We start from the raw sequence: 26,889 nt of genomic DNA on the forward strand, positions 1-26,889 counted from the left end.
TCAGGCGAAGCACGAGTGGGAAACTCGCGGGGCCTGAGCAGGAGACTCGCGGCTAGCGGCCTGCGGGGCTGACGTTCAGCATCATGCCGGCGAGGCCGCGGGCGCGGACCGTCAGCTTCTCGGCGGCGCCCTTCAGCACCTTCGAAGCGGCGGCGTCCGGCTCGGCGAGCACCAGCGGAGTTCCCGCGTCGCCCTGTTCGCGCAGCCGCGGGTCGAGCGGCACCTGGCCGAGCAGCGGAACCTCCGAGCCGACGGACTTCGACAGCGAGTCGGCCACGGTCTGACCGCCGCCCGCACCGAAGATCTCCATCCGCGAGCCGTCCGGGGTTTCCAGCCACGACATGTTCTCGATCACGCCGGCGATCCGCTGCCGCGTCTGCAACGCGATCGCGCCCGCCCGCTCGGCCACCTCGGCGGCGGCCTGCTGCGGCGTGGTGACCACGAGGATCTCGGCGTTCGGGATGAGCTGCGCCACCGAGATCGCGATGTCGCCGGTGCCCGGCGGCAGATCGAGCAGCAGGATGTCCAGGTCGCCCCAGAACACGTCGGCGAGGAACTGCTGCAGCGCGCGGTGCAGCATCGGTCCGCGCCACACCACCGGCGTGTTGCCGGGGGTGAACATGCCGATGGAGATCACCTTCACGCCGTGCGCCTGCGGCGGCATGATCATCTGCTCGACCTTGGTGGGCTTCTCGCTCGCGCCGAGCATGCGCGGCACCGAGTGCCCGTAGATGTCGGCGTCCACGACGCCGACGGACAGTCCGCGCTCGGCCATCGCGACCGCGAGGTTCACCGTCACGCTCGACTTGCCGACGCCGCCCTTGCCGGACGCGACGCAGTACACCCTGGTCATCGAGCCGGGCTGCGCGAACGGGATCACCGGCTCCGCCGAATCGCCGCGCAACCGTTTGCGCAGCTCGGTGCGCTGCTCGTCGCTCATCACGTCGAGCTCGACGCGGACGTCCGTGACCCCGGGCAGCTTCGACACGGCCGCCGTGGTGTCGCGCGTGATGGTCTCCTTGAGCGGACAGCCCGCGACCGTGAGGTACACGGCGACGGTCACCGCACCGTCGTCGCCGACGGTGACGTCCTTGACCATGCCGAGCTCGGTGATCGGCTTGCGGATCTCCGGGTCCTGGACGTCCTTCAACGCAGTTCGGACGTCCTCGACGCTGGGGGTCTCTTGCGTAGTGGTCACTGCTCGGGCACCGACCTTCTGTCGCTGGCGGTTGCGGTTGCTCTCCTCATGCTACGTGGCTGCCCATTCAGGTCTTCCCGCAACTTGTCCAGCTCACTGCGCAGGTAGTCGCGCGTGGCGACCTCGCCGACCGCCAGCCGCAACGCCGCCAGCTCCCGGGCCAGGTACTCCGTGTCGGCCTTGGTCTGCGCCGCCCGCAGGCGGTCCTCCTCCAGCGAGACGCGGTCGCGGTCGTCCTGCCGGTTCTGCGCCAGCAGGATCAACGGCGCCGCGTAGGCGGCCTGGGTGGAGAAAGCCAGGTTGAGCAGGATGAACGGGTACGGGTCCCAGCGCAGCGACACCGCCGCCAGGTTCAGCGTGATCCACACGATCACCACGAGCGTCTGCCAGAACAGGTACTTCCCGGTACCGAGGAAGCGCGCGAGCCGTTCGGAGAACCGGCCGAAGGCCTCCACGTCGACGTTGAGCGCCAGCCGCCGTGGCTGCCGTGGCTGGTCGAGGCGTCGGCGGCTCAGCAGCTCAGGCATGTTCGGCCTCCTGTGTCGTCGCGGTGCCCACGTCGTGCAGCCCGGTCTCGCGCCAGCCCTCCGGCAGCAGGTGGTCGAGCACGTCGTCCACGGTCACCGCGCCGAGCAGATGGTCCTCGGCGTCCACGACCGGTGCGCACGTGAGGTTGTACGCCGCGAAGTACCGCGTGACGTCCGTCAGCGACGCGGTGGCGCGCAGCGGAGGCAGGTCGGTGTCGGCCGCGGCGGCCACCAGGTCGGCGGGCGGCTCGCGCAGCAGCTGCTGAAAATGCGCGCAGCCGACGTAGCGCCCGGTGGGCGTCGCGCTCGGCGGGCGGCACACGAACACCATGCTCGCCAACGCGGGCGTCAGGTCGGGGTTGCGGATGTGCGCGAGCGCCTCGGCCACGGTCGCGTCGGGCGTCAGCACGACAGGCTCCGGAGTCATGAGCCCGCCAGCCGTGTCCGAGGAGTACTCCAGCAGCCGCTTGACCGGCTCCGACTCGTCCGGATGCATGAGCTCCAGCAGCCGGTTCTGGTCGGCCGGGGTCAGCTCCGAGAGCAGGTCGGCGGCGTCGTCGGGGTTCATCGCCTCGAGGATGTCGGCCGCGCGCTCCTCGGCGAGGTGGGAGAGCAGCTCCTTCTGGTTGTCCTCGGGCAGCTCCTCCAGCACGTCGGCGAGCCGTTCGTCATCCATCGCGTCGGCGACCTCCTGCCTGCGTTTGAGCGGCAGGTCGCGCAGGGTCGCGGCCACGTCCACCGCGCGCATCGTGTCGAACAGCATCAGCAGCTGGCCCGCGCCCTGCGGCTGGGCGGTGAGGTCGGCGAGCCCGAGGCCGGAGACGTCCGCCCAGGGCAGCACACGCAGCGCCGAGCGCCGCCTGCCGATGCCGAGCGGTCCGCTGCGTTCCTGGATCGCGAGCTTCGCGAGCACCCAGTCCCGCGTACGGGCCTGTTCCATCGCGGCGTCGACGACGGTGACCCTGGCACCGGTGGCGGAGAGCGTCGCCCGCGCGTCGAACAGCTGGCCCAGCACCAGCACCTCGTTGGGGCGCTGGGTGAACCGGCGCATGTTCACCGAGCCGCTGGCAAGCGTCACGGCGTTCGGCTCGATCGCGGTGACCCGCAGCATGGGCACGAAGACGCGACGGCGCGTGGCCAGCTCGACCACGAGGCCCAGCACGCGCGGCGGCTGCTGGTCGAGACGCAGACCGGCGACCAGATCGCGCACCTTGCCGATCGACTCGCCGTCGGGGCCGAACACCGGCAGCCGTGCCAGCTGAGCTGCGAAGACCCTGTTCACGGCAGCCATGAGGCCAGACTATGCCGTCAGCGGTGCCATCGCCCGGCCACGCGCCGTGACGCGTGCGGAGCCTCTCGTCTGCCCCCAAGGCCACCTTTGTTGCGTTGAGCGCAACAAAGGTGGCCTTGGGGGCCGTTCAGGAGCCCGCCGCCCAAGGGGCGATGTCGGTGACCGCGGCGAGCACGAAGTCGTCGGCGTCCTCCTCCACCGCCCACAGCCAGTTGACCACCGCGCGCACGAGGGTCCAGTCGCGCGCGAGGTCGGCGTCCAGCTCCGCGGCGGCGACCACTGCGGCGAACCGTTCCGCGAGCGGCGACTCGGCCCGCCGGTTCCACAGCAGCGGGATCACGCCGAACTCCACGTCGGCGACGATCGGTTTCGGGTCGATCACCAGCCACGGCTCCCGGGTGCCTGCGAGGACGTTCTCGAAGTGCGGATCCTCGTTGACCATCAGGTTCGCGCGGCGCGGCCCCCGTTCGCGGCACACCTCGACCGCCGCGTCCAGCAGCCGTTTCGGCAGCGGCCTGCCCAGCTCCTCCCAGTAGCCCGGCAGCTCGTCGGCCCATCCGGCGGCGTCGACCCGCAGGTCCCGGCGCAGCGGCGGGGGCGGGACGGCGAGCCTGCGCAGCAGCCCCCCGGCGACGTTCACGGCCTCGTCGATCGACACGTCCGCGAGCGAGGAGCCTGCGGCCAGCCGTTCCAGCAGCAACGCGCCCTCGGCCGGGTCGCTCTCCAGCAGCCTCACCGCACCCTCGCCGTTCCACGCCGCGAGCGCCACGGGCTCGTCGCGGGTCTCGGTGTCGAGCCACGTCAGCTTGAGCACGGCAGGTACGCCGCGCCGCCGCACCGGAACGACCAGGCCGACGTAGCCGTGCAGCACGGGCCCGTCCGGCTCGAGGTCCCAGGCCCGGCAGTACCGCCGCGCCAGTGCGGGCAGCCGTGCCAGCCACCTCCGGCCCGCCTCGCCCTCGTGCTGCCCGAGCCGCTCCGCGAAGGCGCCGGGAATAGTCGCGTCGCGCACGATCATCAGCATTTCAGCAGGATCAAACCCTTTCGCCGGGAGTACGATCGGTTGACAGGGGTTCACCATCTGGGAGCCGCCATGCTGGTAGAGATCCTGACCACCGTGGCCGCCATCGGCGCTGTCGGGCTGGCGGCCAGCGTACGGGTCGTGAAGCAGTTCGAACGCGGTCTCGTGTTCCGCTTCGGCAGAGTGGACAGCCCGCCCCGCGAGCCGGGGCTCACCATGATCGTCCCCATCGTCGACCGGTTGACCAAGGTCAACATGCAGATCGTGACGCTGCCCGTGCCCGCGCAGGACGGCATCACCCGCGACAACGTGACCGTGCGCGTCGACGCCGTCGTGTACTTCAAGGTGATCGACCCGAAGCAGGCGATCGTCGGTGTCGAGAACTACCGGTTCGCGATGTTGCAGGTGGCCCAGACCTCGCTGCGCTCGATCATCGGCAAGAGCGATCTCGACGACCTGCTGTCCAACCGCGAGCGGCTGAACGAGGGCCTCGAGCTGATGATCGACAGCCCCGCGCTGGCCTGGGGCATCCACATCGACCGGGTGGAGATCAAGGACGTCGCGCTGCCGGAGACGATGAAGCGGGCGATGTCGCGGCAGGCCGAGGCCGAGCGCGAACGGCGCGGTCGCGTCATCGCCGCCGACGGCGAGCTGCAGGCGTCGGAGAAGCTAGCCAAGGCCGCCGAGCAGATGGCCCACACACCCGCCGCGTTGCAGCTGCGGCTGCTGGAGACCGTGGTGGAAGTGGCGGCGGAGAAGAACTCGACGCTGGTGCTGCCGTTCCCGGTCGAGCTGCTGCGCTTCCTCGACAAGGCCGCGGCAGGCGCCGACCAGCCGTCGGTGCCTGAGCAGAACCGCACGGTGTCCAACGGGGAGCGCGGCGCCGCGCAGCTGACCCCGGCGGACGAGACGGGAACGGGTCATACTCAGCGGTAACCAAACGCCGAGTCACGGGAGACGAAGCATGGCCCGCCTTGCGCAGACCGCTGGTTTGACCGATGTGCAGCAGGAGATTGTGTCCACGGTGCGGGGGTTCGTGGATAAGGAGATCGTTCCGTGTGCGCAGGAGCTGGAGCGTGGGGATGTGTATCCGGCGGACATTGTGGCGGGGATGCGGGAGATGGGCCTGTTCGGGCTGATGATCCCGGAGGAGTTTGGTGGGTTGGGTGAGTCGCTGCTGACGTATGCGCTGGTGGTGGAGGAGATCGCGCGGGGGTGGATGAGTGTGTCGGGGGTGATCAACACGCATTTCATCGTGGCGTACATGATTTCCCGGCACGGTACCGAGGAGCAGAAGCGGTATTTCCTGCCCAGGATGGCCACGGGGGAGGTGCGGGGGGCGTTTTCGATGTCGGAGCCGGATCTGGGGTCGGATGTGGCGGCGATCAAGACTCGTGCCCGGCGGGATGGGGACGAGTACGTCATCGATGGGGCGAAGATGTGGCTGACCAATGGGGGCACGTCGAATTTGATCGCGGTGCTGGCCCGGACGGAGGAGGGGGCGGAGAAGCCGCATCGGAATTTGACGGCGTTGTTGGTGGAGAAGCCGGAGGGCTATGGGGAGGTGGCGCCGGGGCTGACGATTCCGGGCAAGATCGACAAGATGGGTTACAAGGGGGTGGATACCACCGAGGCGGTGTTTGACGGGTTCCGGGTGCCTGCCTCCCGGGTGCTGGGGGAGGCGCCGGGCCGGGGGTTCGGGTTCATGATGGACGGTATTGAGGTGGGGCGGGTGAACGTGGCGGCGCGGGCGTGTGGGATCGCGATCCGGGCGTTCGAGCTGGCGGTGGAGTATGCCCAGCAGCGTCGCACGTTCGGTAAGCCGATCGCTGAGCATCAGGCGATCGCGTTCAAGCTGGCGGAGATGGCCACGAAGGTGGAGGCGGCGCATTTGATGATGGTCAATGCGGCGCGGTTGAAGGATGCGGGGGCGCGTAACGACGTGGAGGCGGGGATGGCGAAGCTGCTCGCGTCGGAGTATTGCGCGGAGGTGACCCAGGAGGCGTTCCGTATTCATGGTGGTTACGGCTATTCCAAGGAGTATGAGATCGAGCGGCTGATGCGTGAGGCGCCGTTCCTGCTCATCGGGGAGGGCACCAGCGAGATCCAGAAGACCATCATCAGCCGCGGCCTGCTCCGCGAATACAAAACCAAGAACTGACCCCCCCACCGCGGTGACCCTCACCGCGCTGACCCCACTGCGGTGAAGGCCACCATGCCTGCGTTCAACGCAGTGAAGGTGGCCTTCACTGCGGTCGGCCGGCCTCGAGGGCGCGGGGCTACCGTGGCGATGTGGTGACGAAGGAAACCGGGGAGACCGGGGTTTCGACAGGGGTCGGCGTGCTGGACCGCGTCGTGGCGATCCTCGACGCGGTGGAGCGGGCGCCGATGGGCGCGAGTGAGCTGGCCCGGCATCTCGGGCTGTCGGTGCCGACGGCGCACCGCCTCGTCTCGGGCATGGTGCGGCACGGCCTGCTGCGCCGCGACGCCGAGGGGCGACACCACATCGGGCACCGGTTCACGTCGTCGGCGCTCGCGGGCGCGGCCGTCCCGGTGCTGAAGGAACTGGGCCGCGCGACGGGGGAGACCGCGCAGTTGTGGGTGCGGCGGGATGCGGACCGGCTCTGCCTCGCGAGCGTCGAGTCGCCGGAGGAACTGCGCGCGTCCGTGCCCGTCGGCACCACGCTTCCGTTGTCCGCCAAGGGATCCGCCGCGCTCGCGCTCACCGAGCCTGCGACGGGCTCGCCGCGCTGGCAGGAGAGCGTCTCGGAACGCACTCCCGGGTTGTGTTCGGTGAGCGCCGCGGTGTGGCACGGCGACGAAGTGGTCGCCGCGGTGTGTCTCGCGGCCCCGGTGTCGCGTGTGAGTGCCGCCGGCCCCGGCGCCGACTACGGAGACCTGGTGGTCGCCGCCGCCGACGAGCTGAGCGACACCCTCCGCTACCGCTGACCCGTCCGAAGCCTCTGCAGTGAAGGCCACCTTGCCTGCGTTCAACGCAGGCAAGGTGGCCTTCACTGCAGTTTGGGGCTTGCTCTCGGTGGGTTCGTGCGCTTATCGTCCTTCTCGTTAATTGAGTATATATGCTCATTATTTGAGAAGCGAGGAGTGCTGATGGCAGAGGCGCCGTTGACCGGGATCCGCGTGCTCGAGCTGGGCAACTTCATCGCTGGCCCCTTCGCGACCCGGATCTTCGCGGACTTCGGCGCGGAGGTCGTCAAGATCGAGCGCCCCGGCGTCGGCGACGAGCTGCGCGGCTGGCGGCGCACTCGCGGCGAGACGTCGATGATGTTCCGCACCGTGGCGCGCAACAAGAAGTCGGTGACGCTCGACCTCGCCTCGTCCGAGGGCAGGGAGATCGCGCTCGACCTCGTCCGCCACAGCGACGTCGTGGTGGAGAACTTCCGCCCCGGCACGCTCGAGCGCTGGGGGCTCGGCCCGGACGAACTCACCGCCGTCAACCCCGACGTCGTGTTCGTGCGCATCTCCGGCTACGGCCAGACCGGCCCCTACCGCGACCGTGCCGGGTTCGGCGGCGTGGCCGAGGCGTTCGCCGGGCTGCGCAACATCACCGGCTACCCGGACCGCCCTCCGGTGCGCCCCGCGGCCCCCATCGGCGACGCCACGGCGGGCCTCTACGGCGCCATCGGGGCGCTGATGTTGTTGCTGGCCAAGGAAAAAGGCCGGGCTCAAGCAGGACCCAAGGTCGTCGACGTCGCGCTGTACGAGTCGGTGTTCATGACGATGGAGTCGCTGATCCCCGACTACGACGCCTACGGCATGGTGCGCGAGCGCACGGCCGGCAACCTCCCCGGCGTGGTCCCGAGCGGCGTCTACCCGACCTCCGACGGGCAGTCCGTGATGATCTCCGGCAACTCCAGCGGCGCCTTCGGCAGGCTCATGCGGACGGTCGGCAGACCGGACCTCGCCGACGACCCCGAGCTGGCCGACGGCGACGCGCGGTACGCCCGCGAGCGCGAGCTCGACGACGCCATCACCGCGTGGACGCGGCGGCATTCCGCGCCCGAGGCCGTCCGCATCCTGAGCGACGCCGGCGTGCCCGCAGGCCCGGTGTACGACGCTCGCGCGATCGCCGAGGACGAGCACTACCAGGCTCGCGGCATGCTGCGGCCGCTCGAGGTCGTGGTGGACGGCGACCCGGAGAAGATCCGGTTCCCGGGCGTGGTTCCGCACCTCCCGGCGACCCCGGGCGACGTCCGCTGGCCGGGCCCCGAGCTCGGCGAGCACACCGAGTCCGTACTGAGCGAGGTGCTCGGCCTCTCGGGTGAGCGGATCGCCGATTTCCGCGCCAGGAAGGTGGTCTGAGGATGAGCGTCACGATCACCGACGTCGTGCTGCGCGACGGCCTGCAGGACGAGCCCGTCGTGGTGCCCGTCGCCGACCGGCTCGCCATCGCGGAGGCGCTCACGGACGCGGGCCTGCGCCACCTCGAGGTCGCGTCGTTCGTCAATCCCCGCCGGGTGCCGCAGATGAGTGGCGCCGAGGAACTGCTCGCGAACCTGCCGAAGGTACCCGTGCGATACAGCGTGCTGGCCCTCAACGCCCGCGGCGTCGAGCGGGCCGTGGCGGCGGGCGCGCAGGAGGTCGTGCTGGTCACCTCGGCCAGCCAGGGGCACAGCAAGGCCAACGCGGGCAAGGACGTCGACGCCGCACTGTCCGATGTGGCCGATGCGGTGGCGGCGCATCCCGAGGTGGAGTTCGTCGCCGGGATCTCCACGGCGTTCGTGTGCCCGTTCGACGGCGAGATCGACGCCTCGGTGACCCTGCGGATCGCCCGCCGGTTCGCCGGTATGGGCATCCGCCGCATCGGCCTCGCCGACACGCTCGGCACCGCCGAACCCGGGCAGGTCCTGAATACGCTGCGGGTGGTCAGAGAAGCGCTGCCCGGCAACGAGTTCGGCCTGCACCTGCACAACGCACACGGTCGCGCGCTCGACACCGTCGACGCCGCGATCGACGAGGGGATCACCCGGTTCGACAGCGCCGCGGGAGGCTACGGCGGCTGCCCCTTCGCCCCCGGCGCCCACGGCAACATCGCCACCGGGGAACTGGTGGCCCATCTCCACGCGCGAGGCATCCCCACCGGGATCGACGAGCGCGCTCTCGCCCACGCCGTCGCCGTGCTGGAGGAGGCGCTGGCCCGCGCGACACCGCTGACCTGACCGGTCGGCACCAGCCCGTTCACGCAGTTCCCGTCAATGGTGACGTGGCCCGGAGGCAGCGAGCCCGGGTCGTGCGTACCGGAATAGGTCGGCAATGGTTCACACACTGTCCATCCTCGTGCTCGTCGCCGTGTTCACGGTGGCGACCCTCACCCCGGTCAACATGGGCATCCTCGCGTTCGTCGCGGCGTTCCTCGTCGGAACCGTCTCCGGCGTGACGCTGGAGGACGTACTCGGATATTTCCCTGGCGACACGTTCGTGCTCGTCGTCGGCATCACCCTCCTCTTCGGCGTCGCCAAGGTGAACGGCACGATCGACCTCGTCGTCGCCGCGTCGCTCAGGCTCGTCAAAGGCCGTCGCTGGGCGATCGTGTGGTTGATGTTCGGGCTCGCCGCGGTGCTGATGTCGCTGGGTTCCGTGCTCGCCGTCGGCATGCTCGCGCCGATCGCGATGCCCATCGCGGCGCGGTACCGGATCAACCCGCTGCTGATGGGCATGATGCTCAGCCACGGCGCGCTGTCGACGGCGTTCAGCCCGATCACCGTGTACGGCGCGTTCAGCTCGGAGCTGGTCTCCGACGCGGGCATCAACCTCAGCCCGCTGCTGATGTTCGTCGTGCCGTTCGCGTTCAACGTCGTGATCGCGGCTGTGCTGTTCCTCGTGCTTGGCCGGGACCTGTTCAAGGGCGGCCCTGACGACCGCGTTGAGCTGCCGGGGCCTCAAGAGCCCACTGGCGCCGGTGGAGCGGTCGGCACCATCGCGCCCCCGCGTGCATCGCAGGCGGTGGAGGTGACGCCGATGCGCCTGCTGACGTTGACGGGCATGCTCGCGCTGCTCGTGCTCGGCGCGTTCGGGCTCGACGTCGGTGTCGCGGCGTTCGTGGTCGCCACCGCGCTGTTGCTGCTGGCCCCCAACGGGCACAAGAGCTCGGGCGAGCACATCGCGTGGCCTGCCGTGCTGCTGGTGTGCGGCATGCTCAGCTACATGGCGGTGCTGCAGGAGAACGGCACGCTCGACCTGCTCGGCGACGCCGCCGTCGCGCTCGGTTCGCCGGTGCTCGCCGCATTGCTGCTGTGCCTGTCCGTCGCGATCGTGTCGGCGTTCGGCTCGTCCATCGGCACGCTCGGCATCGCGCTGCCGCTCGCGTTCCCGCTGCTGGCGGGCGGCGAGATCGGTGCCGTGGGCTTCATCGTCGCGCTCGGTTTCTGCTCCACCGTCGTGGACGTGAGCCCGTTCTCGACCAACGGCGTCATCGTGCTGGCTCAGGCCCAGGTGCCCGACAAGCGGCGTTTCCAGCGGCAGATGCTGGGCTACACGGGGCTCGTCGTCGTGGGCGCCCCGCTACTGTCCTGGGCGGTGGCGATCCTGCCGTCGTCGCTGTAAGCAACGGAAGGAACCGAACGTGGAGATCAACGGTCATCGCCCGCAGGTCGACGACGCTGCGTGGGTCGCGCCCGACGCCCGCCTCTGCGGCCAGGTGACGCTGCACGCCGAGGCCAGCGTCTGGTACACGTCGGTGCTGCGTGCCGACCTCGACTCGATCACGGTGGGTGCCGGCAGCAACATCCAGGACGGCACCGTGGTGCACGCCGACCCCGGTTTCCCGGTGACGATCGGGGAGGGCGTTAGCGTGGGCCACCGGGCCGTGCTGCACGGCTGCACGATCGAGGACAACGCGCTCGTGGGAATGGGCGCGGTCGTGCTGAACGGCGCCGTCGTGGGCCGTGGCTCGCTCATCGCGGCGGGTGCCGTGGTGCTGGAGGGCACACAGATCCCGCCGGGCTCGCTGGTGGCCGGCGTGCCGGGCAAGGTCCGCAGGGAGCTGACGGCCGAGGAGCGCGAGAGCACCGTCAACAACGCGGAGGCGTACCGGGCACTCGCCACCATGCATGCGAAGGCCACGAACGACCGCTGATCACCTGAACGGGCTAGCCGGACGAACTTCACCGCTTGCCGTGTTCGCGTGGTTACATCCGTATTGGCAGGATGAGACCATGGGCGGAGCGCTGGTGAGGGCCCACAGCGCGGACTAATCGAGGCACAGGTGATGATCGTGACCGGTCCACTCTCGTCGGGGCGGCAGGCGCCCGGCCTGCCCCGCCTTCCGACGCCACCCTCCGGCTGGCCGATCGGCTCGTACGGCACCTACGAGGAGGCGCAACGCGCCGTCGACTACCTCGCCGACAACGACTTCACCGTCCAGGACGTGACGATCGTCGGCGTCGACCTCATGCTCGTCGAGCGGGTCATCGGCAGGCTCTCCTGGGGCCGCGTGCTGGGCACCGGCGCACTGTCCGGCGCCTGGTTCGGTCTCTTCGTCGGCCTGCTGCTGGGCATGTTCAACAGCTCGCAGGGCATGTCCTACGCGCCGATCCTGGTCGGCCTGATCGCCGGTGTGCTCTTCGGCGTGGTGTTCGCCGCGCTCAGCTACGCGTCGTCGCGCGGGCGGCGCGACTTCTCCTCGGCGAGCCAGCTGGTGGCGGGCCGGTACGACGTCCTGTGCCAGCCGCGCAACGCCGAGAAGGGCCGCGACCTGCTCGCGAAGCTCGCGATGAGGGCGTCCGGCTGACGTTTCGTGTCCGCAGGGCGCCACCCATGGACGAGGTCCGGCGCTGAATCGTTACTGTCAGTGCTTGCGTGCTCTGATCGGCGGGCATAGGTTTTTCGACACCGGTCAGCGGCACACTGATGTTTGCCGTGAGGTTGGTTCTCACGCACGACGGGGTGCGAACGGGTTTCCCGCCCTGTCTGCGTGACATGGGAGGGAGACCAGATGGCGAAGCCCCCGACGTGGTCAAGGCGAGGCCGACCGCCCGCCAGGGCCGCGGGACTACTCGGCGCGACGGTCGTGGGCGCGGGCCTGCTCACCGCCTGCGGGACCGAAGGCGGGATGAAGATCAACGTCTACTACGCGCCCGAGGACAACTTCCAGACGGTGGTGGACAACTGCAACGAGGACGCGAACGGTCGCTACGAGATCGTCTACAACAAGCTCCCGCGTGACGCGGACGGCCAGCGCGAGCAGATGGTGCGCAGACTGGCCGCCGGAGACGACACGATGGACGTGCTCGGTCTCGACGTGACGTGGGTGCCGGAGTTCGCCGAGGCGGGCTGGGTCGAGGAGTGGACGGGCGCCAACAAGGCCGAGGCCGAGCGCGACGTCCTGCCGGGACCGCTGGAGACGGCGACGTGGAACGGCAAGCTGTACGCGGCGCCGAAGAACACCAACGTGCAGCTGCTGTGGTACGACGAGCGCATCACGCCGGAGCCGCCGCGCACGTGGGACCAGATGATGCAGATGTCCCGCGACCTGCAGGAACGCGGTGAGCCGCACGAGATCCTGTTCACCGGGGCCCAGTACGAGGGCCTGGTGGTGGTTTACAACTCGATCGTCGAGTCAGCGGGCGGGCGCATCCTCTCCGAGGACGGGCAGTCCGTGGTGATGGACGAGGGCGCGGTGCGCGCGCTGGAGATCCTCAAGGAGGTCACCACTTCCGGACTGACCGACCCGTCGCTGACCAACATGGAGGAGGACCAGGTCCGCCTGGCGATGCAGGAGGGCCGCGGCGCGTTCGAGCTGAACTGGCCGTTCGTCTACGCCTCCTACGCGTCGGAGAAGGCGGATGACCTCGAGCACTTCAAGTGGGCGCCGTACCCCGGCGTCGGGTCGAACGGCGACGGTCGCACGACGATCGGTGGCTACGACCTTGCGGTCAGCTCGGCATCGCAGCACAAGCCCGAGGCCTTCGAGGCGGCACTCTGCCTGCGGAGCGCGGAGCACCAGAAGTTCTCGGCGCTCAACGACGGTGTGCCGCCGACGATCGAGTCGGTGTACACCGATCCGCGTCCGCTCGACCCTTCGAAGCCTGCCGACCCGGAGAACAACCCGAGCATGGCGACCGAGTACCCGATGAAGGACACGATCCTGGAGGCGCTGAAGAACGCGGCCGTGCGGCCGTTGACCCCGGCCTACCAGAACCTGTCCACGGTGATGTCGAAGGTGCTCTCCCCGCCGTCGGACATCGATCCGCAAGGCACGGCGGAGCAGTTGCGTGAGCAGCTGACCGACGCGCTCGACTCGAAGGGCGTGATCCCATGAGCCACGCAGTCACCGAGGCACCGGCGAAACCCGTACCCGCCAAGGGAAAGCCGGCGCTGAGCGAGGGCAAGCGGGCGGAGCGGAGGCTGGGGCTGCTGCTGTGCGCCCCGGCGGCGATCGTGATGCTCGCCGTCACCGGCTACCCGATCGCCTACTCGATCTGGCTGTCGTTGCAGCGCTACGACCTGCGGTTCCCCGACGAGCGGCAGTTCGTGGGCTTCGAGAACTACGTCGCGGTGCTGTCCAACTCGTACTGGTGGACCGCGTTCGGCACGACGATGTTCATCACCGTCGTGTCGGTGGCGATCGAGCTCGTGCTCGGCATGGCCCTCGCGCTGATCATGCACCGCACACTGGTCGGCCGTGGCCTCGTGCGCACGGTGACGCTGATCCCGTACGGCATCGTCACCGTGGTGGCGGCGTTCTCGTGGTTCTACGCGTGGACGCCGGAGACCGGTTATCTGGCCAACGCGCTGGCGGGGGAGAGCGCTCCGCTCACCGAGCAGTGGCCGTCGCTGTGGATCATCATCCTCGCCGAGGTGTGGAAGACGACGCCGTTCATGGCACTGCTGCTGATGGCGGGGCTGGCTCTGGTGCCGGACGACCTGCTGAAGGCGGCGTCGATGGACGGCGCCAACGCGTGGCAGCGGTTCACCAAGGTCATGGTGCCGGTGATGAAGCCGGCGATCCTGGTGGCGTTGCTGTTCCGCACGCTGGACGCCTTCCGCGTCTTCGACAACATCTTCGTGCTCACCAACGGCGCGAACGACACGGCGTCGGTGTCGATGCAGACCTACAACAACCTGATCAAGGGGTTGAACCTCGGCATCGGTTCGGCGATGGCGGTGCTGATCTTCATCACGGTGGCGCTGATCGCGTTCATCTTCATCAAGGTGTTCGGCACCGCCGCACCGGGCAGCGACCAAGGGGGTAAGCGCTGATGGCCATCGGAGGTGCGGTCACGACCGGCCGCAAAGCCAGGTGGGCCCTGGTCGACATCATCGTCGTGGTGTACGCGCTGGTGCCGGTGCTCTGGATCGTGTCGCTGTCGTTCAAGACCAAGGAAACCCTGGCCGACGGCAACTTCATCCCGCGTGAGTGGACGTTCCAGAACTACGCCGACATCTTCGCCACCGACGAGTTCATCCGGCCGCTGATCAACTCGCTGGGCATCTCGATCATCGCGACGCTCATCGCGGTGGTGCTGGGCATGATGGCCGCCTACGCCATCGCCCGGCTCGACTTCCCAGGCAAGAAGGCCCTTGTCGGTGTCTCGCTGCTGATCGCGATGTTCCCGCAGATCTCGCTGGTGACGCCGCTGTTCAACATCGAGCGTCAGCTGGGGCTGTTCGACACGTGGCCCGGCCTGATCCTGCCCTACATCACCTTCGCGCTGCCGCTGGCGATCTACACGCTGTCGGCGTTCTTCCGCGAGATCCCGTGGGAGCTGGAGAAGGCGGCCAAGATGGACGGTGCCACGCCGGGGCAGGCGTTCTGGAAGGTGATCGCTCCGCTGGCCGCGCCGGGCGTGTTCACCACCGCGATCTTGGTGTTCATCTTCTGCTGGAACGACTTCCTGTTCGCCATCTCGCTGACGTCCACGGAGGCGTCGCGCACGGTGCCGGCGGCGCTGTCGTTCTTCACCGGTGCCTCGCAGTTCGAGGACCCGACCGGGACGATCTCCGCGGCAGCCGTGGTGATCACCATCCCGATCATCATTTTCGTGTTGTTCTTCCAGCGCCGCATCGTCGCGGGGCTGACCTCCGGTGCGGTTAAGGGGTAACGCAATGGCTGAGATCGTGCTCGACAAGGTGACCAAGCGGTACCCGGACGGAGCACTGGCAGTGTCCGAGATGGACATCGAGATCGCCGACGGCGAGTTCGTGATCCTCGTCGGACCCTCCGGCTGCGGCAAGTCCACCGCGCTCAACATGATCGCCGGGCTGGAGGACATCTCCTCCGGCGAGCTGCGCATCGACGGGGCCCGCGCCAACGAGAAGGCACCCAAGGACCGCGACATCGCGATGGTGTTCCAGTCCTACGCCCTCTACCCGCACATGAGCGTGCGGGAGAACATGGCCTTCCCGCTGCGGCTGGCGAAGGTCGACGACGCCACGGTGCGCTCGAAGGTCGAGGAGGCGGCCGAGATCCTCGACCTCACCCAGCATCTGGACCGCAGGCCGTCGAACCTCTCCGGCGGGCAACGGCAGCGCGTGGCGATGGGCCGGGCGATCGTGCGTAGCCCCAAGGCGTTCCTCATGGACGAGCCACTGTCCAACCTGGACGCCAAGCTGCGTGGCCAGATGCGCACCTCGGTGTCGAAGCTGCAGCGCCAGCTCGGCACCACCACGGTCTACGTCACGCACGACCAGACCGAGGCGATGACCCTCGGCGACCGCGTCGTCGTGCTGCGTGGCGGGATCGTGCAGCAGATCGGCTCGCCGCAGTTCCTCTACGACCACCCGGCGAACCTCTTCGTGGCCGGGTTCATCGGCTCGCCGTCGATGAACTTCGTACCGGCGACCCTCGAGGACGGCAGTCTGAAGAGCCCACTGGGCACCATCACGCTGACCGACCGCGTCCGCAGGCTCGCCGAGGCGGCCAACGCGCCGCGAGAGGTCGTGGCCGGTCTCCGTCCCGAGCACTTCGAGGACGCGGCGCTGATGGAGGAGTCGCACCGTCAGAGCGGCTCGACGTTCACCGCGACCGTGGACGTGCTGGAGTCGATGGGCGCGGAGAAGTACGCCTACTTCACCGTCGAGGAGGAACTCGCCACCACGGCCGAGCTGGAGGAGCTCGCCGCCGACGCAGGCTCCGCCGATGTCCCCGGCACCGGCTCCACCATCGTCACCCGCCTGTCGGCGAGCTCGGAGGCACGGGAGGGCCGGCCGCTCGACGTCTGGTTCGACCCCGACCGCATCCAGCTCTTCGACCCCTCCAACGGCGCCAACCTCACCTACTCGGGTTAACACCGCCCGCCCCCAAGGCCACCTTAGGTGCGTTGAACGCACCGAAGGTGGCCTTGGGGGCGGTTTTCTCTCCGCGCTCTCTCAGGGAACAGGTGCGACGATCTCCGCGTTGACCTGAGGGAACCTCGCGGCAGGGGAGGTCCGGGAGTGAGCGCAGGGGGTCCGAGCGTCAGACGCGCCCGCTGGGCGGGTGCATTCTCCGTGCTGGCCTGCGTACTCGCCGTGCTCGCGCTGCTGATACTCGCGCGATCCGTGCTCGCGATGACCTACCTGAACGTCCACTTCGCGGGCGAGGTCGACCCACTCTCACGCGCGGTCAGTTACTACGTCTTCGTGGAGCGTGGCGCCGAAACGTTCGACGCCACGCTTGTCGCGGTCGCCACGGCGACAGCCACTATCTTGGTGGGTATGGCGCAGCTGCGCGTCCGCCTCGGTGCGCGCGCCGTGGTCGGCTTCGGCGCGTGGTGCGTCGCGCTGGTCCTGTGCGCCGTGTTCCCCACCGACAACTCGCCGCAAATCGAGACAGCCAGCGGCTGGATCCACCAGTTCGCGGGCGCCTCGCTGTTCGTCACGCTGCCCCTCGCGGGGCTCGCGCTGGCCCGCGCGCTCGGCGCGCAGCCCAGCTGGGCGGGCACCGCGCGGGTCCTGCGCGGGCTCGCGCTCGGCGGCGTCGTGCTCGCGCTGGCCTACCTCGCCGCCCGGTTACCGGACCTCCTGGTGTGGTGGGAGTTCCCGGGGGCACTCGACTGGCGGGCCGTCTCCGGCCTGATCCAGCGCGGCCTGTTCACCCTCGAGCTGGCCATGCTGCTCGCGCTCGCGACCCGGCTGCTCGTGGTGTCGTGGACGGCCATCCGCGCGCCCCGCCGCACCGCCGACGACCCGGTGGTGACGTCATGATCACCGTCGCGATCCTTTTCGCCGTGCTCGGCGCCGCGTGCAGCGCGATCGGCGCGCAGCTGCAGCACGATGGCGTCCGCGCCGAGACCAAGGACGGCAAGCTGACGCTGCGCAAGCTCGGCGACCTCGTGCGCAACCCGTTGTGGGTGCGCGGGTTCGCCGTGCTGTTCGCGTGCGCCGTGCTGCAGATCCTGGCGCTGACGTTCGCGCCCGTCACCGTCGTCGCGCCCATCGTGGTGCTGGCGCTGCCGATGGTCGCCCTGCTGAACGCGCGCGAGCTCGACGTGCCCGGCTGGGTCGCCGTCGGCGCCACCACGGCCGCCATCGTGCTGTTCGTGACCCACACGGCCGGCGAGGTGACCGAGCAGGAGATCCCGGCGAGCGCGGTGCTGCTGGCCGGCCAGTTCGTCGCGCTCGGCGTGGCGCTGCTGGGCCTGCTCGCGGCGCTGAGCAGGGGCATCGTGCGATGTGTGTCGCTCGCGATGGCGGCGGGCGCCGCGTACGGGCTCGTGACGGTGCTCGTCCGCGACGTGACCTACACCGTGCGCACGGAGGGCATCGCACACCTGCCGGTGCTCTCGCTCGTCGCGCTCGTGGTCGCCTTCCTCGCGGGCTCGTGGTTCATCCAGCTCGGCTACGCGAGCGGACCGCCGGACGTGGTGGTCGGCGCCCAGACCATGCTCAACCCCGCGGTCGCCACCACGATCGGCTTCGCCGTGCTCGACGAGGCGGGCGGCATCAGCTCCGACTTCCTCACCACGCTCGTCGTGTGCGGCGTGATCGCGGTCAGCGGCATCGTGGTGCTCGCCCGGCACCACCCCGAGGCCGTCGAACGCCGCCGCCTGCGCCGCGAAGCCCACAGCTCCTCGTGACCCACTCACTGCAGTGAAGGCCACCTTCACTGCGTTCAACGCAGTGAAGGTGGCCTTCACTGCAGCAGTAGGGGGAGTTGTCAGCGCTTGCGGTTGCGGAGGGTTTCGATCACGTCGTCGTCCCAGCGGTGGGTGCGGATGAGGCGGTAGCGCTCGCCCGCCACCCACATGTACGCCTCGGCCTCGGTGCGGTCGCCGATCAGGTCGGCCTGCCGCAGCATCCGCACCACCGGCTCGTACTCCGTCTCGTACCAGCGCGCCGCGATCGTGACGCGGTCGAGGAACGCGCCCTCGTCCTGCATGAGCCGGAAACCCCACGCCTCCACGTGCTCGCCGAGCTCCGCGTAGTCCCACGGGTCCGACAGCACGATCGCCGCACGTGCCTGCCCGGTCAGCGGCACGCGTTCGAGGAACAGCCGCCGGTAGTCCTTGACGATCAGGTCGCCGCGGTAGCGGATGCCGCTCGGGTTGAGCTTCGTGCGCACCTCGGTGACGTGGGCCTCGATCGACTCCAGCCCCAGCGCGTGCGCCACCGACACCCGGTGGTGGCCGTCGATGACGAAATGCAGCTCACCGATCCGGTACACCTCGATCGGCGGGATGGCCTCGCCGCGGCGGCTCGCCAGCGCGAGCCGTTCCCAGCGCTGCCTGACCCGCCCCGACGTCGGGCGGAACCGACGGTCGAAGTCCCGGCCCCGGTTGACGCTGCCCACGATCGAGTCGAGCCGGGTCACGCGCAGGCCGATGCGGCGCTCGCCCTCCCAGCCCAGCGCGTCGACCACCTCGTCGAACGGCAGCATGATGTTGACGTCGTCGGGTTCCCTGCGCAGCCAGGTCGCCAGCCGCGACAGGACCTGCCTGCGGCGGGCGCGCAGGAAGTCGTGCTCCGCGTCGGCCCTCGGGAACCCGGTCTCGCGCGAGCTCACGGCACTCCCACCCCTTGCCTGCCGAGGTCGAGGACGTGGGCGCCGACGACGTTGCGCACCCGTGTCTCGCCCAGGTGGTGTGCGCGCACCTTCTCGCCGTGCGGGTGGATGTGCCCGTGCAGCAGCCAGCGCGGGCGCAGCCGCTCGACGGTCCGGTGCAGGCAGTCGAACCCCTGGTGCGGCCGGTCCTCGCGGTCGCCCACCCCGCGCGGCGGTGAATGGGTGAGCAGCACGTCGACGGCCGAGCCGCGCGCCGCGCGCACCAGGCGCCGGGCACGCCGGGCCTGCTGGCGCTGCGTCCACTGGTTGGGGCCCTCGTTGTAGCGGATCGACCCGCCGAGGCCCGCGATCCGCAACCCGGCGACCTCGACCACCCGCCCGTCGGCGTTGACGCCGCCGCAGGGGCCGGGCCACCGGGCCGGGAAGCCCGCGCGGAACACGACTCCCCGGTAGCGGGTGTACCCGGTGAGGTCGGGATCGTGGTTTCCTGGCACGAACACAAGCGGTTTCTCCAGCGTGTCCGCGAGGTGTTCGAGGTAGTCGAACGGCAGGTCGCCCGCGCCAAGGACGAGGTCGACCGAGAGGCTCTGCGCGCAGTCGGTCCAGAGCTTCTCGTCGACCTCGTCGGCGACCACCAGCGCTCGCGGCATAGGGCCAGAGTAGGCCGCTATTGCGTCCCGAGCGCGTAGTCGGGGTTCTTCGCGATGACGGCGACGACCACGACGATCCAGGTGACCGCGGCGGCCAGCGCCCAGAACTTGAGGTTGGTCAGCATGCGGGGCATGGCATTCTCCCAGTCGCAAATCGAAGATTTCGGGTCAGAGCCAGCGGTTCTTCCGGAATATTCGATAAAGCAGCAGACAGATGATGAGAATGACGGCGACGATCATCGGATAGCCGTAACGGGAATGCAGTTCCGGCATGTAGTCGAAGTTCATGCCGTAGATCCCGGCCAGCGCCGTGGGCACCGCGATGATCGCCGCCCACGCGGTGATCTTGCGCATGTCGGTGCTCTGCTGGAGCGTGATCTTGGCCAGCGTCGCGTCGACGAGCGTGGTGAGCAGCTCGTCGAAGGACTCGACCCGCTCGGCCACGGTCGTGACGTGGTCGTGGACGTTGCGGAAGTACGAGCGCACGTCGTCGGGCACGAGCCGGGTGTAGCCCTCCGACAGCCTGCGCAGCGGCGTCGCGAGCGGCGACACCGCGCGGCGCAGCTCCAGCACCTCGCGCTTCATCAGGTAGATCTGCTCGGAGGTGACCCGCGTCCTCGGCGCGAAGACCTCGGTCTCCATCTCGTCGATGTCGTCCTCGATCTTGTCGGTCACCTCGAGGAAGTGGTCGACGACGTGGTCGGCGATCGCGTGCAGCACGGACGCGGGCCCCGGCACGAGCCGCTCCGGGTCGGCGTCGAGCTCCCGGCGCAGGTTGGCCAGCCCGGTGTGGTTGCCGTGCCGGACGGTGATGATGAAGTCGGTGCCGAGGAACGCCATCAGCTCGCCGGACTCGACGATCTCGTTGGCCGTGGTGGGGGACTCGTGCTCCACGTAGCGGACCGTGCGGAACACCATGAACAGCGTGTCGTCGTAGCGCTCCAGCTTCGGCCGCTGGTGGGCGTGCACCGCGTCCTCGACGGCCAGCTCGTGCAGGCCGAAGGTCTCGGCGACACCCTGGATCTGCTCGGCGTCCGGCTGGTGCAGGCCGATCCAGACGAAGCCCTCACCGCGGTCGCGGACCTCGCGGATCGCTTCGGCGTGCGTCCACGGCCCAGGGCGGCGGACGCCGTCGACGTACACCCCGCAGTCGACCACGTAGGCCGACGGCGGCACGGGCTTCGGCGGGGCGACCGCGCGCGCCGCGCGGCCGTTGCCCCGGCCGCGCAGGCCACCGAGGGAGGGAATCGCAGGCATGGGAGATCTCCTGGCTCGTCACTGATGTGGACGATGCACCGGACGAAAGACGTGAGACGTCCGCCCGGCACTGCCAGCGGACCCGGCCCGGTTACCGAGAGAGCACGTGCTCGGCCCAGGAGGGAACGCCGGCTGAACTAGGGAGCGGACTATCGCCACTACTCATCGTGCGTTCCTCACCTCCTCAGGCCGAAGGGTGGTGTTACTCGCGTTGACGCACCGCGCGCCAATGGTCAAGGGTACTCCCCAACATCACTGGACGTCGCCGCAGGGCGGTGTGACGTTACCGGCAAGGAGGCTCAGCGGTGCAGTTCGGGCGGTACTACGAGGAGTTCGAGGTCGGCGCTGTCTACAAGCACTGGCCCGGGAAAACGGTGACCGAGTACGACGACCACCTCTTCTGCCTGCTCACGATGAACCACCACCCGCTGCACATGGACGCGCACTACGCGGGCGAGACCACCGACTTCGGCAAGAACGTGGTGGTGGGCAACTACATCTACTCGCTGCTGCTCGGGATGTCCGTGCCCGACGTCTCGGGCAAGGCCATCGCCAACCTGGAGGTGGAGTCGCTCCGGCACATCAAGCCGACCTTCCACGGCGACACCATCTACGGTGAGACCGAGGTGCTGGAGAAGACGCCGTCGAAGTCGAAGGACGATCGCGGCGTGGTGTACGTGGAAACCCGCGGCTACAAGCAGGACGGCACCGTCGTGTGCACGTTCCGGAGGAAGGTCATGGTTCCCAAGCGTTCCTACGGTGAGGCCCGGGGCGGCGAGCAGCCGGGCCGTCCGGTGCCCCATGAGTGATCTGGACAGAATCAAGCGCCGCCTGCGCCGGTTCGCCGAGCAGGACGCGGGCGGCACGTCGCCGCTGTACGAGCACCTGGCGGCGCAGGCGGCCGAGGACGACGAGATCGCCGGCCTGCTGACGGCGGCTGACCCGGAGGACGCGCAGCCGACGCTGCTGCTGGCCGCCGCGCACCGGCTCGTGCAGGCCGACCCGATCCACCCGCTGTCGCGCTACTACCCGTCGCTGGGCGGGTTCGACGGCGTCGACTCGCAGACGTGGCCGCTGTTCCGCGAGTTCCTGCTCGAGCGGGCCGACAGGGTGCGCGAGCTGGTGAGCACGCGGTTCACGCAGACCAACGAGGTGCGCAGGGCGACGATCCTGTATCCGGCCGTGGCGATGGTCGCCAAGCAGGCCAAGGGGCCGAAGGGCGCGGTGGGCCTGCTGGAGGTCGGGTGCAGCGCGGGGCTGCTGCTGGGCCTTGCCTCCTACGGCTACCACTACCAGTGCGACGGCGGCGAGCAGATCGCGGCGGGCCCGGCGCGCACGCCGGTCGGGCTGCACTGCGCGCTGGAGCTCGGCGAGGGCGCGGCGCTGCCGAAGGTGCCGAAGAAGCTCGCGGTCGGCGCGAAGGTGGGGCTCGACCGGTCGCCGGTGGACAGTGCCGACGAGGACGAGCTGGCGTGGCTGGAGGCGTGCGTGTGGGCCGACCAGCCCGACCGGATCCGGCTGCTGCGCACGGCCGCGGCCGCGCAGCGCAAGGACCCGCCGGAGCTGGTGACCGGCGACGCCGTGGCCGACCTGGCCTCGGCGGCCGCGCGGGTGCCCGCCGAGCTGCCGCTGGTGGTGCTCACCAGCTGGGTGCTGGCCTACCTCTCCGCAGAGCAGCGCTCCGCGTTCGTGTCCGCGCTCGCCGAGGTCGCCGCTGACCGTCCACTGTGGTGGGTCACGGCGGAGCCGTACGAGTCGGCGCTCGTCCACGTGCTGCCCGGTCGCGACGAGCTGGCGTACAGCCGCACCACGCAGGCCGTGCTCGGCGTGGCCACGTGGAACGGCGACACGGTGCAGGCGCAGGCGCTCGCGCTCGCGGCGTCTCATGGTCAGCGCATGACCTGGCTTGCCCGGTAGCCCACCGCTGGACAGGATGGGGTGATGGCAGTCACCCCGGAGCACGCGGACACGTGGTACACGCCGCTCACCCCGCTGTCGTTCCTGCACCGTTCGGCCGAGGTGTTCCCCGACAAGGTCGCGATCGCCTACGGGGAGCGCCGGCTCACCTACCGCGAGTTCGCCGCCGAGGCCACGAGGGTCGCCGGTGGCCTCCGAGCGAGCGGGATCGAGCCCGGCGACCGCGTCGCCTACCTGCTGCCGAACATCCCCGAGATGCTCGTCGCGCACTTCGCGGTGCCGCTCGCGGGCGGCGTGCTGGTGGCGATCAACACGCGCCTCGCGCCCGCAGAGATCCGGTACATCCTGGAGCACTCCGGCGCGAAGATCCTGGTGGTCGACGCCGCCCTGCACGGCTCGGTGCCCGCCGACGCGCCCGTGCGCGAGATCGTGACCGTCACCGACCCCGCGTCGGGCGCGAGCCCGGACCCGGGCGTCGGCGGTGTCTCCTACGCCGACCTGCTCGCGCGCGGCACTGACGATCCGCTCCCGTGGACGGTCGCCGACGAGCGCGCCACGATCTCGATCAACTACACGTCGGGCACCACGGGCAAGCCCAAGGGCGTGATGTACCACCACCGCGGCGCGTACCTGAACTCGCTGGCCGAACTGGTCCACTCGCGGCACACCCCGGAGTCGCGGTACCTCTGGACGCTGCCCATGTTCCACTGCAACGGCTGGTGCACGACGTGGGCGATCACGGCGATCGGCGGCACGCACGTGTGTCTGCGTGCGGTGGATGCCGCGGAGATCTGGCGGCTGCTCGACACCGAGGGCGTCACGCACCTCAACGGAGCGCCGACCGTGCTCAACACGATCGCCAACTTCGAGGGCGCGCACCCGCTCGCCCAGGAGGTGGTGGTGACCACGGCGGGCGCGCCGCCGAGCCCGACGGTCATCAAGCGCATGACGGCGCTCGGCGCGCGGCTGGTGCACGTCTACGGGCTGACCGAGACCTACGGGCCCTACACGGTGTGCGAGTGGCAGGAGGGCTGGCCGAAGCTCGACGTGGAGGCGCGCAGCAAGCTGCTGGCCAGGCAGGGCGTGGGCATGGTGGTGACCGACGGAGTGCGCGTGGTCGCCGAGGACATGACCGACGTGCCGAGGGACGGCGTCACGATGGGCGAGGTCGTGATGCGCGGCAACAACGTCATGTCCGGCTATTTCGCCGATCCGGAGGCCACGGAGAAGGCGTTCCGCGGCGGCTGGTTCCACTCCGGCGACCTGGGCGTCTGGCATCCGGACGGCTACATCGAGCTGCGCGACCGGGCCAAGGACATCATCGTGTCGGGCGGCGAGAACATCTCGACGATCGAGGTGGAGGCCGCCGTCGACTCGCATCCGGCCGTGCTGGAGGTCGCCGTGGTGGGCGTGCCGCACGAGAAGTGGGGCGAGCGGCCCAAGGCGTACGTGGTGCTGCGGCCCGGCGAGCAGGTGAGCGCCGAGGAGCTGCTGGAGCACGTGCGGGGGCAGATCGCGCGGTACAAGGTGCCCGACGTCGTCGAGTTCGTCGGCGAGCTGCCCAAGACCTCGACCGGCAAGATCCAGAAGTTCCAGCTGCGCGAGAGGGACTGGGCCGGCCGGGTGAGCCGCGTCCAGGGCTAAGGCGCGTCTGACAATCCCATTGCCGGCTGCGCTGATCCCCGCGCGCACGGCAGAGGTTGTCAGGCCCGACCGAGGAGCGCACTGAACAACCGCTGCCCTACTGCGCGACGCCCAGACGGCGCCTCGCTGCGTTGTCGGAAAGCCCGAGTACGACCCGGTACGAGGGCTTCCCTCCGCCTGGCGAGGCCGCCGCCTGGATCGCCGCTCGCTACGGGCGGGGTCGTTCAGCACGCTCCTAGCGGTCAGGCGTGGGGGAGGACACCCCAGTCACGCAGGGTATCCGCGAGCCCTTCGGTGAGGTCCCCCGCCGCGGCGAGGGCCGTGAAGGCGGCGGCGTCGACCCAGCGGGCGTCGGCCGCGTCGTCGCCCGCGCTGAGCTCGCCGCCGCTCACGGTGCACGCGTAGTCGTAGATGACGTACGGCCCCCTCGTCACGCTACCGACGAGCTGACCAGCGACAACCTCGAGTCCGGTCTCCTCGCGCAGCTCACGGGCCACGGCGTCCACGTCGCTCTCACCCTCCTCGACCCTTCCGCCGGGCAGCGACCACAGGCCCACGGAGGGCTCGTGGGCGCGCTGGATGAGCAACAGGCGCCCCGCGCGGTCGTGGACGATGCCGCCGACGCACCGAACCCCGCTCATGTGGAGCCCTCCATGTCACGCTCGGTAGTCAATGGGGCCGATTTGCGCAGTCCGCTGACCCAAGCGCAGGACTTTCCTCCCGTAACGCTGCGCAGTGCGGTACAAACTTAGTGGCACCTTGCCACCAGGTCTGCACTCGAGAGACGGGATTGATCGCCGTGAACGCGAAAAAGCTTGCGACTTTCGCTGGTATCGCGTTGGTTCTGTTCTTCGTGATCGCCCAACCCGGAAACGCGGCGGGCCTCGTGAACAACATCATCGGCTTCCTCCGCGACGCGGCGGAAGCTGTCATCACCTTCGTGAGCAACATCTTCAGCTGATCGACGCTACCCTTCCTCTATGTTCGCTCCGCGCGACCCAGACGAGTACCTCCTCGACACAGAGCGGAGGGTCATCCGGATCAGGCGCCACTGGTCCTGCCTGGCCTGGGACATGTTCGAGGCCATCGCGCTGATCGCGATCTGCGTGATGGTGTCGTACATCCTGCCGCCGTCGTTGTGGGTGGTGCAGAACATCCTCTGGTACCTGGCGCTGCTCGTCGTGCTGCGCTTCGCGTACCAGGTGATCGAGTGGTGGGTCGAACGGCTGGTCGTCACCGACAAGCGGTTCATCATGACCACCGGTGTCTGGACCACGAAGGTGCTGATGATGCCGATCACCAAGGTCACCGACCTCACCTACGAGCGCTCCTTCTGGGGCCGCATGCTCGGCTACGGGACGATGGTCGTGGAGTCTGCCGGTCAGATCCAGGCGCTGAACCGCATCGAGTACCTGCCGAGGCCGGAGGAGTTCTACGACACCATCTCGGCGCTGGTGTTCGGCGACAAGGCCAAGCAGGCGGAGCGGTTCTCGATGATCAAGGCGCAGCGCGCCGCACGGGGCAAGCGGATGGTCGGCTGATCGCCGCGCGGGACGCCGCTGGACAATGAACCGTGTGCGCATCGACCTGCATACCCATTCGACCGTCTCGGACGGCACCGACAGCCCCGCGGAACTGGTGGCCACGGCGGCACGCGCCGGCCTGAACGTCGTCGCGCTGACCGACCACGACACCACGGCGGGCTGGCAGCCCGCGACCCAGGCGCTGCCGCCGGGCATGCGGCTCGTTCCCGGTGCGGAGCTGTCGTGTGAGTCGGTCGACGCCTACGGCCGCAGGGTGAGCGTGCACCTGCTCGCGTACCTGTTCGACCCCACGTCGCCGACGATCGTCGCCGAGCAGCAGCGGCTGCGGCGCGAGCGCCGCGACCGGCTGCGCACGATGGCGGTGCACATGGCGGCCGATGGCCTGCCCGTGGATCCCGACGAGATCCTGGGCCTGCTCGACCCGGACGCGCCCGCCGGCAGGCCGCACCTGGCGCAGGCGCTCGTGCGGGCCGGGCTGGTGTCGTCGGTCGACGAGGCGTTCACGAGTTACCTCGGCAACGGGCGCGGCTACTACGTGCCCCGGAGGGACACGCCGGTGGAGACGGCGATCGAGATGATCGCCGACGCGGGCGGGGTGACGGTGCTGGCGCATCCGTTCGCGGCCTCGCGCGGCCCGACGGTGACCCCCGAGGCGATCGCCGACCTCGCCGAGTGCGGGCTCACCGGGCTGGAGGTCGACCACCCGAACCACGACCCGGGAACGCGTGCCGAGCTGCGTGACCTTGCGAAGGAGCTGGACCTCGTGCGCACGGGTTCCAGCGACTACCACGGCACGAACAAGACGATCGCGATCGGTCAGGAGACCACGGATCCCGAGGAGTTCGAGGCGCTGGTCGCGCAGGCCTCGGGCGCCGCCGTGCAGGTGGGCTGAGCGC

The 26,889-nt window shown here is 69.5% G+C and carries 28 protein-coding genes; 20 read left to right on the forward strand and 8 right to left on the reverse strand.

Annotated features, from left to right (window positions below; translation table 11 throughout):
• Nucleotides 1–52: 52 nt before the first annotated feature.
• The 4 genes from BA062_RS06480 to BA062_RS06495 all read right to left on the reverse strand — a co-directional run bounded on the left by BA062_RS06480 (nt 53) and on the right by BA062_RS06495 (nt 4,040).
• Nucleotides 53–1,198 (reverse strand): Mrp/NBP35 family ATP-binding protein, encoded by a 1,146-nt coding sequence (locus BA062_RS06480; RefSeq protein WP_110335144.1) that lies wholly within the window; start codon nt 1,196–1,198, stop codon nt 53–55.
• Nucleotides 1,195–1,725 (reverse strand): DUF1003 domain-containing protein, encoded by a 531-nt coding sequence (locus BA062_RS06485; protein ID WP_110335145.1) that lies wholly within the window; start codon nt 1,723–1,725, stop codon nt 1,195–1,197. Before BA062_RS06485 ends, BA062_RS06480 begins: the two co-directional genes overlap by 4 nt.
• Nucleotides 1,718–3,016 carry a magnesium transporter MgtE N-terminal domain-containing protein gene (locus BA062_RS06490; RefSeq protein WP_110335146.1) on the reverse strand — a complete coding sequence of 433 codons (1,299 nt, stop codon included), beginning with the start codon at nt 3,014–3,016 and terminating at the stop codon, nt 1,718–1,720. Before BA062_RS06490 ends, BA062_RS06485 begins: the two co-directional genes overlap by 8 nt.
• Before the next feature lie 127 nt (nt 3,017–3,143).
• Nucleotides 3,144–4,040: an aminoglycoside phosphotransferase family protein gene (locus BA062_RS06495; protein WP_245959699.1), complete on the reverse strand. Its 897-nt coding sequence runs from the start codon at nt 4,038–4,040 to the stop codon at nt 3,144–3,146.
• Nucleotides 4,041–4,109: 69 nt separating this feature from the next.
• Here BA062_RS06495 and BA062_RS06500 point away from each other — a divergent pair, with 69 nt between their 5' ends.
• The 14 genes from BA062_RS06500 (at nt 4,110) to BA062_RS06565 (ending at nt 18,055) form a co-directional block, all read left to right on the forward strand.
• Nucleotides 4,110–4,973, forward strand: a complete 864-nt coding sequence (locus BA062_RS06500; protein ID WP_110335147.1) for a slipin family protein — start codon at nt 4,110–4,112, stop codon at nt 4,971–4,973.
• Nucleotides 4,974–5,001: 28 nt separating this feature from the next.
• A complete protein-coding gene (locus BA062_RS06505; RefSeq protein WP_110335148.1) occupies nt 5,002–6,198 on the forward strand; it encodes an acyl-CoA dehydrogenase family protein in 1,197 nt (398 codons plus the stop codon).
• Between the two features lie 131 nt (nt 6,199–6,329).
• Complete coding sequence (locus BA062_RS06510; RefSeq protein ID WP_245959700.1) at nt 6,330–6,986, forward strand: IclR family transcriptional regulator; 657 nt, start codon at nt 6,330–6,332, stop codon at nt 6,984–6,986.
• A 162-nt stretch (nt 6,987–7,148) separates the two neighbouring features.
• Nucleotides 7,149–8,360, forward strand: a complete 1,212-nt coding sequence (locus BA062_RS06515; protein WP_110335149.1) for a CaiB/BaiF CoA transferase family protein — start codon at nt 7,149–7,151, stop codon at nt 8,358–8,360.
• Between the two features lie 2 nt (nt 8,361–8,362).
• Complete coding sequence (locus BA062_RS06520) at nt 8,363–9,217, forward strand: hydroxymethylglutaryl-CoA lyase (RefSeq protein WP_110335150.1); 855 nt, start codon at nt 8,363–8,365, stop codon at nt 9,215–9,217.
• 94 nt (nt 9,218–9,311) lie between these two features.
• The gene (locus BA062_RS06525) at nt 9,312–10,601 is read left to right on the forward strand and encodes an SLC13 family permease (protein WP_110335151.1); all 1,290 of its coding nucleotides are present in this window, start codon (nt 9,312–9,314) and stop codon (nt 10,599–10,601) included.
• A 19-nt stretch (nt 10,602–10,620) separates the two neighbouring features.
• A complete protein-coding gene (locus BA062_RS06530; RefSeq protein WP_425452866.1) occupies nt 10,621–11,133 on the forward strand; it encodes a gamma carbonic anhydrase family protein in 513 nt (170 codons plus the stop codon).
• A 132-nt stretch (nt 11,134–11,265) separates the two neighbouring features.
• Nucleotides 11,266–11,787 (forward strand): YflT domain-containing protein, encoded by a 522-nt coding sequence (locus BA062_RS06535; RefSeq protein WP_110335152.1) that lies wholly within the window; start codon nt 11,266–11,268, stop codon nt 11,785–11,787.
• Nucleotides 11,788–11,991: 204 nt separating this feature from the next.
• Entirely contained in the window at nt 11,992–13,317 is a 1,326-nt protein-coding gene (locus tag BA062_RS06540) for an ABC transporter substrate-binding protein (RefSeq protein ID WP_110335153.1), read from the forward strand.
• A complete protein-coding gene (locus BA062_RS06545; RefSeq protein ID WP_110335154.1) occupies nt 13,314–14,258 on the forward strand; it encodes a carbohydrate ABC transporter permease in 945 nt (314 codons plus the stop codon). The genes BA062_RS06540 and BA062_RS06545 overlap by 4 nt, the downstream gene beginning before the upstream one ends.
• Nucleotides 14,258–15,100, forward strand: a complete 843-nt coding sequence (locus BA062_RS06550; protein ID WP_110335155.1) for a carbohydrate ABC transporter permease — start codon at nt 14,258–14,260, stop codon at nt 15,098–15,100. Before BA062_RS06545 ends, BA062_RS06550 begins: the two co-directional genes overlap by 1 nt.
• Before the next feature lie 4 nt (nt 15,101–15,104).
• Nucleotides 15,105–16,286, forward strand: a complete 1,182-nt coding sequence (locus BA062_RS06555; protein WP_110335156.1) for an ABC transporter ATP-binding protein — start codon at nt 15,105–15,107, stop codon at nt 16,284–16,286.
• A 147-nt stretch (nt 16,287–16,433) separates the two neighbouring features.
• The gene (locus BA062_RS06560) at nt 16,434–17,183 is read left to right on the forward strand and encodes a DUF998 domain-containing protein (RefSeq protein WP_245959701.1); all 750 of its coding nucleotides are present in this window, start codon (nt 16,434–16,436) and stop codon (nt 17,181–17,183) included.
• On the forward strand, nt 17,180–18,055 hold the full coding sequence (locus BA062_RS06565; protein WP_110335157.1) for a DMT family protein: 876 nt from the start codon (nt 17,180–17,182) through the stop codon (nt 18,053–18,055). The genes BA062_RS06560 and BA062_RS06565 overlap by 4 nt, the downstream gene beginning before the upstream one ends.
• An 80-nt stretch (nt 18,056–18,135) precedes the next feature.
• Here the strand turns inward: BA062_RS06565 and BA062_RS06570 are convergent, their stop codons facing one another.
• From BA062_RS06570 to BA062_RS06580, 3 genes are all read right to left on the reverse strand, one after another.
• Nucleotides 18,136–18,981, reverse strand: coding sequence for a ParB N-terminal domain-containing protein (locus tag BA062_RS06570; RefSeq protein WP_110335158.1), 846 nt, complete (start codon nt 18,979–18,981; stop codon nt 18,136–18,138).
• Nucleotides 18,978–19,631 (reverse strand): metallophosphoesterase family protein, encoded by a 654-nt coding sequence (locus BA062_RS06575; protein ID WP_110335159.1) that lies wholly within the window; start codon nt 19,629–19,631, stop codon nt 18,978–18,980. Before BA062_RS06575 ends, BA062_RS06570 begins: the two co-directional genes overlap by 4 nt.
• A gap of 168 nt (nt 19,632–19,799) precedes the next feature.
• A complete protein-coding gene (locus tag BA062_RS06580) occupies nt 19,800–20,888 on the reverse strand; it encodes a magnesium and cobalt transport protein CorA (protein WP_110335160.1) in 1,089 nt (362 codons plus the stop codon).
• 305 nt (nt 20,889–21,193) lie between these two features.
• On the opposite strand from BA062_RS06580, the gene BA062_RS06585 reads away from it, so the two are divergent.
• Genes BA062_RS06585 through BA062_RS06595 form a run of 3 tightly spaced genes read left to right on the forward strand, consistent with a single transcriptional unit; the run spans nt 21,194 to nt 24,449 of the window.
• Nucleotides 21,194–21,697, forward strand: coding sequence for a MaoC family dehydratase (locus tag BA062_RS06585; protein ID WP_110335161.1), 504 nt, complete (start codon nt 21,194–21,196; stop codon nt 21,695–21,697).
• A complete protein-coding gene (locus BA062_RS06590) occupies nt 21,690–22,805 on the forward strand; it encodes a DUF2332 domain-containing protein (protein WP_110335274.1) in 1,116 nt (371 codons plus the stop codon). Before BA062_RS06585 ends, BA062_RS06590 begins: the two co-directional genes overlap by 8 nt.
• A gap of 24 nt (nt 22,806–22,829) precedes the next feature.
• Nucleotides 22,830–24,449: an acyl--CoA ligase family protein gene (locus BA062_RS06595; RefSeq protein WP_110335162.1), complete on the forward strand. Its 1,620-nt coding sequence runs from the start codon at nt 22,830–22,832 to the stop codon at nt 24,447–24,449.
• A gap of 242 nt (nt 24,450–24,691) precedes the next feature.
• On the opposite strand, the gene BA062_RS06600 is transcribed toward BA062_RS06595, so the two are convergent.
• Nucleotides 24,692–25,090 carry an NUDIX hydrolase gene (locus BA062_RS06600; RefSeq protein WP_110335163.1) on the reverse strand — a complete coding sequence of 133 codons (399 nt, stop codon included), beginning with the start codon at nt 25,088–25,090 and terminating at the stop codon, nt 24,692–24,694.
• 158 nt (nt 25,091–25,248) lie between these two features.
• On the opposite strand from BA062_RS06600, the gene BA062_RS06605 reads away from it, so the two are divergent.
• Genes BA062_RS06605 through BA062_RS06615 form a run of 3 tightly spaced genes read left to right on the forward strand, consistent with a single transcriptional unit; the run spans nt 25,249 to nt 26,885 of the window.
• A complete protein-coding gene (locus tag BA062_RS06605; RefSeq protein ID WP_168213889.1) occupies nt 25,249–25,410 on the forward strand; it encodes a hypothetical protein in 162 nt (53 codons plus the stop codon).
• A gap of 19 nt (nt 25,411–25,429) precedes the next feature.
• A complete protein-coding gene (locus tag BA062_RS06610) occupies nt 25,430–25,990 on the forward strand; it encodes a PH domain-containing protein (protein WP_110335165.1) in 561 nt (186 codons plus the stop codon).
• 25 nt (nt 25,991–26,015) lie between these two features.
• Nucleotides 26,016–26,885 (forward strand): PHP domain-containing protein, encoded by an 870-nt coding sequence (locus tag BA062_RS06615; protein WP_110335166.1) that lies wholly within the window; start codon nt 26,016–26,018, stop codon nt 26,883–26,885.
• Nucleotides 26,886–26,889: the final 4 nt, after the last annotated feature.

Origin of the sequence: Prauserella flavalba, assembly GCF_003202235.1 — a bacterium.
Taxonomy (GTDB): domain Bacteria; phylum Actinomycetota; class Actinomycetes; order Mycobacteriales; family Pseudonocardiaceae; genus Prauserella_A; species Prauserella_A flavalba.

Coding starts and splice junctions, on each gene's coding strand:
- BA062_RS06515 (WP_110335149.1), top strand. CDS start 7,149: ATGGCAGAGGCGCCGTTGACCGGGATCCGCGTGCTCGAGCTGGGCAAC.
- BA062_RS06610 (WP_110335165.1), top strand. CDS start 25,430: ATGTTCGCTCCGCGCGACCCAGACGAGTACCTCCTCGACACAGAGCGG.
- BA062_RS06520 (WP_110335150.1), top strand. CDS start 8,363: ATGAGCGTCACGATCACCGACGTCGTGCTGCGCGACGGCCTGCAGGAC.
- BA062_RS06615 (WP_110335166.1), top strand. CDS start 26,016: ATGAACCGTGTGCGCATCGACCTGCATACCCATTCGACCGTCTCGGAC.
- BA062_RS06505 (WP_110335148.1), top strand. CDS start 5,002: ATGGCCCGCCTTGCGCAGACCGCTGGTTTGACCGATGTGCAGCAGGAG.
- BA062_RS06595 (WP_110335162.1), top strand. CDS start 22,830: ATGGCAGTCACCCCGGAGCACGCGGACACGTGGTACACGCCGCTCACC.
- BA062_RS06600 (WP_110335163.1), bottom strand. CDS start 25,090: ATGAGCGGGGTTCGGTGCGTCGGCGGCATCGTCCACGACCGCGCGGGG.
- BA062_RS06575 (WP_110335159.1), bottom strand. CDS start 19,631: ATGCCGCGAGCGCTGGTGGTCGCCGACGAGGTCGACGAGAAGCTCTGG.
- BA062_RS06535 (WP_110335152.1), top strand. CDS start 11,266: ATGATCGTGACCGGTCCACTCTCGTCGGGGCGGCAGGCGCCCGGCCTG.
- BA062_RS06555 (WP_110335156.1), top strand. CDS start 15,105: ATGGCTGAGATCGTGCTCGACAAGGTGACCAAGCGGTACCCGGACGGA.
- BA062_RS06540 (WP_110335153.1), top strand. CDS start 11,992: ATGGCGAAGCCCCCGACGTGGTCAAGGCGAGGCCGACCGCCCGCCAGG.
- BA062_RS06545 (WP_110335154.1), top strand. CDS start 13,314: ATGAGCCACGCAGTCACCGAGGCACCGGCGAAACCCGTACCCGCCAAG.
- BA062_RS06550 (WP_110335155.1), top strand. CDS start 14,258: ATGGCCATCGGAGGTGCGGTCACGACCGGCCGCAAAGCCAGGTGGGCC.
- BA062_RS06580 (WP_110335160.1), bottom strand. CDS start 20,888: ATGCCTGCGATTCCCTCCCTCGGTGGCCTGCGCGGCCGGGGCAACGGC.
- BA062_RS06485 (WP_110335145.1), bottom strand. CDS start 1,725: ATGCCTGAGCTGCTGAGCCGCCGACGCCTCGACCAGCCACGGCAGCCA.
- BA062_RS06565 (WP_110335157.1), top strand. CDS start 17,180: ATGATCACCGTCGCGATCCTTTTCGCCGTGCTCGGCGCCGCGTGCAGC.
- BA062_RS06500 (WP_110335147.1), top strand. CDS start 4,110: ATGCTGGTAGAGATCCTGACCACCGTGGCCGCCATCGGCGCTGTCGGG.
- BA062_RS06490 (WP_110335146.1), bottom strand. CDS start 3,016: ATGGCTGCCGTGAACAGGGTCTTCGCAGCTCAGCTGGCACGGCTGCCG.
- BA062_RS06590 (WP_110335274.1), top strand. CDS start 21,690: ATGAGTGATCTGGACAGAATCAAGCGCCGCCTGCGCCGGTTCGCCGAG.
- BA062_RS06525 (WP_110335151.1), top strand. CDS start 9,312: ATGGTTCACACACTGTCCATCCTCGTGCTCGTCGCCGTGTTCACGGTG.
- BA062_RS06495 (WP_245959699.1), bottom strand. CDS start 4,040: ATGCTGATGATCGTGCGCGACGCGACTATTCCCGGCGCCTTCGCGGAG.